Origin of the sequence: Achromobacter sp. RW408 (assembly GCF_003184165.1) — a bacterium.
Lineage (GTDB): Bacteria > Pseudomonadota > Gammaproteobacteria > Burkholderiales > Burkholderiaceae_B > Achromobacter > Achromobacter xylosoxidans.
The window spans coordinates 605,002-613,672 of sequence record NZ_QHHO01000022.1 but is presented as its reverse complement, the minus strand read 5'-3'; the positions used below and the strand labels follow the sequence as shown (position 1 = coordinate 613,672).

General features: G+C 70.9%; 5 protein-coding genes. 3 read left to right on the top strand and 2 right to left on the bottom strand.

The window, feature by feature from the left end; genetic code table 11:
• Nucleotides 1-3,134: molybdopterin-dependent oxidoreductase (locus DK459_RS05095; RefSeq protein WP_233256759.1), on the bottom strand; the 3,134-nt coding region annotated here is incomplete at its 3' end.
• A 405-nt stretch (nucleotides 3,135-3,539) separates the two neighbouring features.
• On the opposite strand from DK459_RS05095, the gene nirB reads away from it, so the two are divergent.
• Genes nirB through DK459_RS05080 form a run of 3 tightly spaced genes read left to right on the top strand, consistent with a single transcriptional unit; the run spans nucleotide 3,540 to nucleotide 7,776 of the window.
• On the top strand, nucleotides 3,540-6,092 hold the full coding sequence (gene nirB, locus DK459_RS05090) for a nitrite reductase large subunit NirB (RefSeq protein WP_053498649.1): 2,553 nt from the start codon (nucleotides 3,540-3,542) through the stop codon (nucleotides 6,090-6,092).
• Entirely contained in the window at nucleotides 6,092-6,496 is a 405-nt protein-coding gene (nirD, locus tag DK459_RS05085) for a nitrite reductase small subunit NirD (protein WP_024070305.1), read from the top strand. Before nirB ends, nirD begins: the two co-directional genes overlap by 1 nt.
• 11 nt (nucleotides 6,497-6,507) lie before the next feature.
• Nucleotides 6,508-7,776 (top strand): nitrate- and nitrite sensing domain-containing protein, encoded by a 1,269-nt coding sequence (locus DK459_RS05080; RefSeq protein WP_053498652.1) that lies wholly within the window; start codon nucleotides 6,508-6,510, stop codon nucleotides 7,774-7,776.
• Nucleotides 7,777-7,800: 24 nt separating this feature from the next.
• On the opposite strand, the gene DK459_RS05075 is transcribed toward DK459_RS05080, so the two are convergent.
• Nucleotides 7,801-8,613: a metallophosphoesterase gene (locus DK459_RS05075; RefSeq protein WP_024070303.1), complete on the bottom strand. Its 813-nt coding sequence runs from the start codon at nucleotides 8,611-8,613 to the stop codon at nucleotides 7,801-7,803.
• Nucleotides 8,614-8,671: the final 58 nt, after the last annotated feature.

The window sequence follows — 8,671 nt, the reverse complement described above, 5'->3', positions numbered from 1 at the left end:
GCGAGCGGCTCGGGCGGCGCGACGCGGACCGCCACGGTGGGCGGGGCGTCGGCCGCCAGCGCCGCCGCGATGTCGTCCGGCATCAGGCCAGTGGCCGGATGGCCATGCTGATCGGCCTCGGCCGCATGGATGGTGGCGATGGCATTTTCCAGCCAGGCGTCGGCCGGCGCCTCGTAGTCCGTATCGCAATCGACCCGCGCCAGCAAGGGCTGCGCGCCCAGTTGCGCCAGCCGCTGGTCGAGCCGGCGGCCGTGGCCGCAGAAGGCGTCATAGTTGCTGTCGCCCAGCGCCAGCACCGCATAGCGCAGCGATGCCAGCCGCGGCGCATCGGTGGCCGACAGGGCGCGCCACAGGCCCTGGCCGTTGTCCGGCGCGTCGCCGTCGCCGAAGGTGCTGGTGATCAGCAGCAGGTACTGCGTGCGAGCGAGGGCGTCGATCGCATAGTCGGCCATGCATGCGGTGCGCAACTCGAAGCCGGCCGCGGCCAGCGCGCTGGCGCTGCGTTCAACCAGCGATTCCGCATTGCCGGTCTGCGAGGCCCACAGCAGCGTCACGCGCGGGCGCGGGCCGATGATGCGGACGGTGGCCTCCCCCGCGTCGGCGCCAGGCGTGATCGCCAGCGGCAGCGGTGCGCGGCTGTACAGGCCATGCAGCAGGCCGTTGAGCCACAGGCGGATTGCCTCGTCGAAAGGGGCGTGGACGGGTAGCTCCGGCACGCCGGGGGCGCCGCCGGCCTGCCGCAGGCCGTTGAGAAAGCCCGACAGGTAATGGCGCTGGCGCGCATCCAGCGCGGGCGGCCCGCCGCCATTCGTCAGACCGAGCAGCGCGGCCATGGCCTCGGCGGGGGCGGCGCCGCCGGCCGCCGTCAGCCTCGGAACCGCGTGCGCCCTCAGCAAGCCGGCAACGCTGTCGGCCGCCGTCGCCGCCATGGCCAGCGCGGCTGGTTCCGTGTCGTTCGCCGTCCTGTCCGCGGGCGCCGCCACGCGGCACAGCGCCACCGCGCAGAACTTCAGCTCCGGCTGCTGCGACACCGGGTCGACGGCGTCGCTGGTGACGGCGTTGATGCAGAGTTCATCGCCATACACGTCGTTCCAGTGCATGGGCGCGAAGCAGTTGCCCGGCCGCACCCGGTCGGTGACCACGGCGGGCAGCACCGCGCGGCCGCGGCGCGAGCGGATCTCGACGCCGTCGCCAGCGCCGATGCCCAGCGTTGCCGCGTCGTCCGGGTGAATCTCCACGAATGGCGCGGGATTGAGCTTGTTCAGCATCGGCACCTTGCCGGTCTTGGTCAGCGTATGCCATTGATGCTGCAGCCGCCCCGTGTTGAGCACCATGGGATAGTCGGCGTCGGGCAGTTCGGCCGGATCGACGTGCGGCCGCGCGTGGAACCGCGCGCGGCCGTTGGCGGTGGCGAACGCCAGGCGCGGACGGGCGCCGTCGTCCGCCAGGAGCGATGGCTGGCTGACGCCGTCGTTGAGATAGCGGATCGGGTTGCGGTCCGGCCCGTCGGCGCGCGCGCAGGGCCATTGCAGCGGCGTCTCGCGCAGCCGCGCATGGCTGGCGCCGCGCAGGTCGTAGCCGGTGGCGGGGTTGGCGAAGGCGGCGATCTCGTCGAACACCTCGGCCGCGCTGGCGTACTGGAACGCGTGGCCGTAGCCCATCTCGCAGGCCACGCCGGCGATGATGCGCCAGTCGGGCAGCGCGTCCCCGGGCGGCGGCACGGCCTGTGGCATCAGCGTCAGGGTGCGTTCGGAATTGACCATCACGCCCTCGGCTTCGGCCCACAGCGCGCCCGGCAGCAGGATGTCGGCGTAGCGGTTGGTCTCGGTGTCCAGGTAGGCGTCCTGCGCGATCACCAGTTCCGCCGCCCGCAGCCCCGCCACCACATTGGCGCGGTTGGCCACGCTGGCCACCGGGTTGGTGCAGATGATCCAGCAGGCCTTGACCTCGCCCGCCGCCATGCGCTGGAACAGGTCGATGGTGCCTTGCCCGAGCCGCGTATGCAGCGTGCCGGCCGGCACGCCCCAGCGCGCCTCGACAAAGGCGCGGTCGGCGGCCGACAGCACGCTGCGCTGGCCCGGCAGGCCGGGACCCATGTAGCCCATCTCGCGCCCGCCCATGGCGTTGGGTTGGCCGGTCAGCGAGAACGGGCCGCTGCCGGGCCGGCAGATGCGGCCGGTGGCCAGGTGCAGGTTGCACAGCGCGTTGGTGTTCCAGGTGCCGTGGGTGCTCTGGTTCAGCCCCATGGTCCAGCAGCTCATCCATTCGGGCGCTGCGCCGATCCAGTCGACGGCCTGGCGCAGTTGCGCGGCGGGGATGCCGGTCAGCGCCTCGACCCGCTCGGGCGCGTAGTCGCGCAGGAAGTCCGGCATCGCCTCCCAGCCGTCGGTGTGGGCGGCGATGAAGGCCGCGTCGGTCTTGCCGGCCTGGTGCAGCAGGTGCAGCAGGCCGTTGAGCAGCGCCAGGTCGGTGCCCGGCCGGATCGCCAGGTGCAGGTGCGCCTTCTCGGCGGTGGTGGTGCGGCGCGGGTCGACCACGATCAGGCGCGCGCCGGCCTTGACCCGCTCCATCATGCGCAGGTACAGGATCGGATGGCAATCGGCCATGTTGGCCCCGATCACCAGGAACAGGTCGGCGCGGTCGATGTCCTGGTACGAGCCGGGCGGTCCGTCGGCGCCCAGCGACAGCTTGTAGCCGCTGGCGGCGCTGGCCATGCACAGCCTCGAATTCGATTCAATGTTGTTGGTGCCGATGAAGCCCTTGGCCAGTTTGTTGGCCAGGTATTGGGCCTCGATCGACATCTGCCCCGACACGTACAGCGACACCGCGTCCGGGCCATGCGCATCGATGATGGCGCGCAAGCGCGTGGCGGTGTCGCGCAGGGTGTCCGCCATCGGCCGCGGCGCCAGGTCCTGCCCGCGGCGGGCGCGCACGTAGGCGTGTTCCAGCCGTCCCGACTGGCGCAGGGCGATGTGGGCCGAGGACCCCTTGGTGCAGAGGCGGCCGAAGTTGCTGGGATGGTCGCGGTTGCCGGTGATCTTCACCACCTGTTCCCGTTCCACGTGCAGGGTCATGCCGCAGCCCACGCCACAGTAGGGGCAGACGGTGTCCACGGTGCGCGGCGTGCCGCTCATGCTCGGCTCCAAAAAAGAAGGCGCCCTGCCTGCGCGGCCAGCGGGCCGGGCGGGCAGGGCGCCATTGCCCTGGTTCCCGGCGCGGCCGGGTCGATGTCCTGCCGATGCAAGTTCCATGCCAATCGCTTGCCACGGGCGGGCAGCGGGGCGCGGGGACTGGCGGCGTGCGCGGTGGTGCGCGGCCGCACCGGATTGGTGCGGCGCGGAACCGTTTGGGTGCGCGGCGGGTGCGGCGGCGCCGCGCCGCGCGGGCGTCAACGGGATGGCACGCTTATTGCTTTGATCGCCATACCGGGCCCGTGTCCGGCCAGACAACGCAAGCATTGCAGGCAACGGCGCCCGGACCCAACAGTCCCGGGCGCCGTTTGTCTTTTGAAACCCGAACGGCCCAGCCTGGATAGACCCATGAGCACAGCGACCTCCACGACTTCCATGCAGACCCTGATCGTCATCGGCAACGGCATGGTCGGCCATCACTGCGTCGAGCAACTGATCGAGCGCGGCGCGCTGGCGCGCTACCGCATCCTGGTGTTCGGCGAAGAGAGCCGGCGCGCCTACGATCGCGTGCACCTGTCCGAGTACATGGGCGGGCGTGACGCCGAGTCCATGGCCATGAGCGATGCCGCGTTCTATCAACGGCCCGGCCTGTCGCTGCGGCTGGGCGCGCCGGTGCTGCGCATCGACCGCCACGCGCGCCAGGTGGTGACGGCCGACGGCAGCCATGGCTACGACAAGCTGGTGCTGGCCACCGGCTCCTATCCCTTCGTGCCGCCGATCGCCGGCGCCGAAGGAGCCTCGCGCCTGGTGTACCGCACGCTCGACGACCTGGACCAGATCCGCGCGGCGGCCGATGGCGCCCGGCGCGGCGTGGTGGTGGGCGGCGGCCTGCTGGGCCTGGAGGCCGCCAACGCGCTCAAGTCGCTCGGGCTGGAGGCGCACGTGGTCGAGTTCGCGCCGCGCCTGATGCCGGTGCAGCTGGACGAGGCCGGCGGCGCGGCGCTCAAGGCGCGCATCGAGGCGCTGGGCGTGGGCGTGCACCTGTCGCGCGCCACGCAGGAAATCAAGCAAGGCACGCAATACCGCTACCGCATGCGCTTCGCCGAAGGCGCGCCGCTGGAGACCGACCTGATCGTGTTCTCGGCCGGCATCCGCCCGCGCGACGGCCTGGCGCGCCAGGCGGGCCTGACGGTGGCCGAGCGCGGCGGCGTCGCGGTCGACGGCCACTGCCGCAGCAGCGATGCGTCGATCTACGCCATCGGCGAATGCGCCGCGTTCGACGGCGCCATCTTCGGCCTGGTCGCGCCCGGTTACCAGATGGCGCGCGTGGTCGCCGCCGACCTCTGCGGCGAGGCCGGCGCGCCGTTCGCCGGCGCCGACATGTCGACCAAGCTCAAGCTGCTGGGCGTGGACGTGGGCTCGATCGGCGACGCCCACGGCGCCACGCCGGGCGCGCGCAGCTACCGCTACATCGACGAGGCCGGCGCCTCGTACCGCCGCCTGGTGGTGTCGGCCGACGGCAAGCGCGTGCTGGGCGCGGTGCTGGTGGGCGACAACAGCTACTACGACACCCTGCTGCAATACGCGCAGAACGGCATTGCGCCGCCAGCCGATCCGGCCAGCCTGATCCTGCCCGTTGGCCAGGGCGCGCCCGTACTGGGCGCCGGCGCGCTGCCGGCCAGCGCCACCATCTGTTCGTGCCACAACGTCAGCAAGGCCGCCATCTGTGACGCGCTGGACGGCGGCTGCGCCGACGTCGCCGGCGTCAAGGCCTGCACCAAGGCCGCCACCGGCTGCGGCGGCTGCGCGGCCCTGCTCAAGCAGGTGGTGGAACACGAACTGGCGAGCCGCGGCGTCGCGGTGGACAAGAGCCTGTGCGAGCACTTCGCCTACACCCGCCAGGAGCTCTACGCCATCGTGCGGGTGCAGGGCATCGAATCGTTCGAGGAACTGCTGGCGCGCCACGGCCGCGGCCACGTCGGCTGCGACCTGTGCAAGCCGACCGTGGCGTCGATCCTGGCCTCGTGCTGGAATCGCCCGATCCAGGATCCTCACCTGGTGCCGCTGCAGGACACCAACGACACCTTCATGGCCAACATGCAGAAGAACGGCACCTATTCGGTGGTGCCGCGCATCCCGGGCGGCGAGGTCACGCCCGACGGCCTGATCGCGATCGGCGCCGTGGCCAAGAAGTACAAGCTCTACACCAAGATCACCGGCGGCCAGCGCATCGACCTGTTCGGCGCGCAGCTGCACGAGCTGCCGGACATCTGGGCCGAACTGATCGCCGCCGGCTTCGAGACCGGCCACGCCTACGGCAAGTCGACCCGCACCGTGAAGTCCTGCGTGGGCAGCACCTGGTGCCGCTACGGCGTGCAGGACAGCGTCGCCATGGCGCTGCGCATCGAAGACCGCTACAAGGGCCTGCGCGCCCCGCACAAGCTCAAGTTCGCGGTCTCCGGCTGCACCCGCGAATGCGCCGAGGCGCAAAGCAAGGACATCGGCGTAATCGCCACCGAGAACGGCTGGAACCTGTACGTGTGCGGCAACGGCGGCATGCGGCCGCGCCACGCCGAACTGTTCGCGCAGGACCTGGATGACGCCACCCTGATCCGCTACATCGACCGCCTGCTGATGTTTTATATCCGCACCGCCGACAAGCTGCAACGCACCTCGGTCTGGCGCGAGTCGCTGGAAGGCGGCCTGGCCTACCTGAAGGCCGTGGTCATCGACGACAGCCTGGGCCTGGGCGCCGAGCTGGAGGCGCAGATGCAGCTGGTGGTGGACCGCTATGAATGCGAATGGGCCAACGCCCTGTCCGACCCGGAAAAGCTCAAGCGTTTCCGCACCTTCGTCAACGACGCCGCGGCGGATCCGGATATCCGCTTCGTGCAGGAGCGCGGCCAGCCGCGCCCGGCGCCGGCCGCGCGCGTGATTCCCATCGCCGAGGAGCTTGCCTGATGCGTTCGAATGCCGTGATTGCCCTGCGCCCGGAGACCGCACGTGACGCCACGCCCGACGCCGCGTCTTGGCGCCCCGCCTGCACCCGCCGCGACCTGGTCGCCGATTCCGGCGTGGTGGCGCTGGTGGACGGCCGCCAGGTGGCCCTGTTCTATCTGCCCGCCGTTGCCGGCGAAACGCTCTACGCCCTCGACAACCGCGACCCGAAATCGGGCGCCAACGTCATCGGCCGCGGCATCGTCGGCCACCTGGCCGGCGAGCTGGTGGTGGCCTCGCCGCTGTACAAGCAGCACTTCCGGCTGCGCGACGGCGCCTGTGTCGAATACCCCGAACAATCGCTGCGGGCCTGGCCTGTGCGCTTCAATGGCGACGCCGTTGAAGTCCGGCCGCCCGCCGCGCGGTGAGGATGCCCGCCATGTCCGAACACGCCATGCCCTCGACCCTGCGCTTCCTGCTGGCGGCGCGCCGCAGCGAGCTGCACGGGCTCGAGGCCCTGGCGGCCACCTGCGAACTGGCCACCCTGGTCAGCAAGCTGGTGCACGTGCTGCAGAAGGAACGGGGCTCGTCCAACCTGTATCTGTGCGGCGGCCAGGAAACGCTTCGCCAGACGCTGGCGGGCCTCAGTTCCGACGCCTGCGCGGTCGAGGAAGAAGTGCGCCGCTTCCTCGACCGGCTGGAGCCGGATGCCACCCGCAGCGCCGGCAAGGCGCGCCTGCTCAACTGCATCGCGTACGCGCTGTACCGCCTGGACGAACTGCCGCGCACGCGCCGCGCCATCCGCGACCGCCGCGTGGCGGCGGAAGACGCCGGCGCGGTCTTCACGCGGCTCATCGCCAGCCTGTTCGCGCTGGTGTTCGAAGCCGCCGATTCGTCGCTGGACGCCGGCGTCACGCGCCTGTTGGTGGCGCTGCTCAATTTCATGCAGGGCAAGGAGCTGTGCGGCCAGGAGCGCGCCTATGGCGTCATGGGCTACACCGCCGGCTACTTCACCGAATCGCAAAAGGCCCGCCTGCTGGAACTGGCGGACCTGCAGAAGCGCTGCTTCGACAGCTTCGCGCAGTACGCCGGCGCGGATGCGCTGGCGGCGTGGGAGCGGCTGGAGCAGGGTGGCGGCCCGGTGCTGCGCTTGCGCGACATGGCGCTGCGCACCTCCGAGGCCGAACGCGTCGACGCCGGCCTGGCCGAGCTGTGGTTCGGCCTGTGCACCGAACGCATCGACGCCATGCGCGCGGTCGAGAGCCTGCTGGCCGAGGCCCTGACCCTGCAATGCCATCGCCGCATCGTCGAGACTCGCGCCGAGCTCGACAACCACCGGCTGCTGCTCAGCCGTTTCGCCGACCACGCCAGCGACGCGGCGCCGGCCATGCTGTTCCAGTTGCAGGGCCGTATTCTCGACGTGCCGCCGCAGGATGGCGTGGGCGAGGCCATGGAACGGTCCATCCTCGACCTGATGCGGGAACAGGCGCAGCGGCTGCGGCAGTCGGACGATGCGCTGGCGCTGGCCCGCGGCGCGCTGGAGGAACGGCGCCGCGTCGAGCGCGCCAAGTGGTTGCTGGTCAGCCGCCACGGCCTGAGCGAGCAGGCCGCGCACGATCAATTGCAGCGCGTGGCGATGGACCGGCGGCGCTCGCTCGACGACGTCGCGCGGCAGGTGCTGGCCGAGCTGGACGAGGCCCCGGGCTGAATGGCGGAAAGGCGCGCTGCGCGGCTACGCCGCCGGCACCTCCCACAGCGCGTCGGGCAGGAAGCCGTCCTGTTCGCCCTTCCTGGCGTAGCCCAGCGGATTGGCCACCACGCGGCAGCCGTCCTTCACGTAGTCCAGCGGACAGTGCAGGTGGCCGTGCATCCAGACGTCCGCCAACGGTAGCAGGCCGTCCAGCGCATTGCAGAAGCCGGCCGTGCCCGGCGTGACGCCGTAGCGCGGATCGGCGCTGGCCAGGCTGGGCGCGAAGTGGGTGATGGCCAGCGTCGGGCCGTCGAAGGGCGTGCGCAGCGCCTGTTCCAGCCAGGCCTGGCAGGCCAGGCCCTGTTCGCGCATCTGCTCGGCCATGAAGGGCGCGCCATGGCGCCGCATCTGCGCCTTCTCCAGGTAGAAATCGGCGGCCCGGAAGGCCTTGCCGCGCTTGGCCAGCACCTGCGTCAAGGTGTCGCCGGGCGCGGCCAGCGCGTCGAAATCGGTCCACAGCGTGGTGCCCACCAGGCGCACGCCATCGATGACCCGCGTTTCGCGTTCCAGCCACTGGATTTCCAGTTGTTGGCAAAGCGTTTGCAGGCGTTCATGGGTTTCGTCGAAATCGAGGTTGTCGTATTCATGGTTGCCGGGCACGTAGACCACGGGCGTGGGCCAGCCGTTGCGTGGCGCATAGCGGCCCAGGCCGAAGTCGTCCGTGGTCAGCCGGGACCGCTGCTGGTACGAACCGATGTCGCCGGCCAGCACCAGCAGGTCCGCGCCGGGGATGGGATGGGCGACGAAGCCGGGATCGGACTCCAGGTGCAGATCGGACAGCAATTGAATTTTCATGGGGCGGGGCTTGTTTTGGTTGCGATTCGCAAGTAAATTGGTTGCGACCCGCAACTTC

Bases quoted from the DNA above. Each gene is read 5' to 3' on its own strand.
- nirB (WP_053498649.1), top strand. From the start codon at position 3,540: ATGAGCACAGCGACCTCCACGACTTCCATGCAGACCCTGATCGTCATC.
- nirD (WP_024070305.1), top strand. From the start codon at position 6,092: ATGCGTTCGAATGCCGTGATTGCCCTGCGCCCGGAGACCGCACGTGAC.
- DK459_RS05080 (WP_053498652.1), top strand. From the start codon at position 6,508: ATGTCCGAACACGCCATGCCCTCGACCCTGCGCTTCCTGCTGGCGGCG.
- DK459_RS05075 (WP_024070303.1), bottom strand. From the start codon at position 8,613: ATGAAAATTCAATTGCTGTCCGATCTGCACCTGGAGTCCGATCCCGGC.